Source organism: Mesorhizobium sp. M0293 (genome assembly GCF_040321735.1).
Lineage (GTDB): Bacteria > Pseudomonadota > Alphaproteobacteria > Rhizobiales > Rhizobiaceae > Mesorhizobium.
On sequence record NZ_JAMYSA010000301.1, the window covers coordinates 1 to 848 of the forward strand.

General features: G+C 66.7%; 1 protein-coding gene. It reads left to right on the forward strand.

Annotated features, from left to right (window positions below):
- Window positions 1-221 precede the first annotated feature (221 nt).
- The gene (locus NKJ06_RS35580) at window positions 222-626 is read left to right on the forward strand and encodes a DoxX family protein (RefSeq protein ID WP_352627276.1); all 405 of its coding nucleotides are present in this window, start codon (window positions 222-224) and stop codon (window positions 624-626) included.
- The last annotated feature ends 222 nt before the right edge of the window (window positions 627-848 follow it).

Below are 848 nucleotides of genomic sequence, written 5' to 3' on the forward strand. Positions count from 1 at the left end.
GGTTTCCCCCGCCCGGCCCCCGCGGGGCGCGGGCGCTTTTGCGGCCCCCCCCACCCGGGCCGCCCCAACGCCCGCAAAACCGCGTCAAAAAACCGGGGGGCGTATTTCCCGCGCCGCTTTTTCGTTGTCGGTATGTGCCCGCCCATCTGCCGGCCGGAATTTCTGCTAGGATCAGGGGCATCGGACGAGGCCAACCGGCGGCCGACAACGGAGGTGAACGCATGCCCCGCAACGCGCTGCTTCTGCTTTCCCGGCTGCTGCTCGCCGCCCTGTTCGTGCCCTCCGGTTTTCACGCGTTGAGCGATATCGCCGGCACGACAGGCTATTTCGCCGGCCTCGGCCTGCCGCTGCCGACGCTTGCCGCCTGGGGCACGGGACTGTTCGAACTCATCGCCGGATTGCTCATCCTGGTCGGTTTCCAGACCCGGATCACGGCGCTGCTGCTCGCCGTCTTCTGCATCGCCGCCGGTTTCATCGGCCATTACGGCCAGGGCGGCGGCGACGCGATGCTCGCCTTCCTGCACCAGCAGATGCTGATGAAGGACATCGCCATATCAGGCGGCTTCCTGGCGCTGGCGATGGCCGGCGCCGGCGCATGGTCGGTCGACGGACGTGGTGCAGTTTGATATCGTCTTAAATCTAAAGGCAGGCCCGGAACCAACCAGATATATCGCCCCGGGTTGAACCCTCGACGCCCGAGCTAGGTCGACCCCCACTCCGTCTCGGCTTCGCCGAGCCACCTCTCCCCCGATCGACGGGGTAGAGGAAGGGCGCGAGCCTTTTGCCGCCAGCGCTGTTCCAACGAGGCTCCCTTCCTTTCCCTCCGAAGGGGGGAAAGGAAGGGAGCC

Bases quoted from the DNA above. Each gene is read 5' to 3' on its own strand.
- NKJ06_RS35580 (WP_352627276.1), top strand. From the start codon at position 222: ATGCCCCGCAACGCGCTGCTTCTGCTTTCCCGGCTGCTGCTCGCCGCC.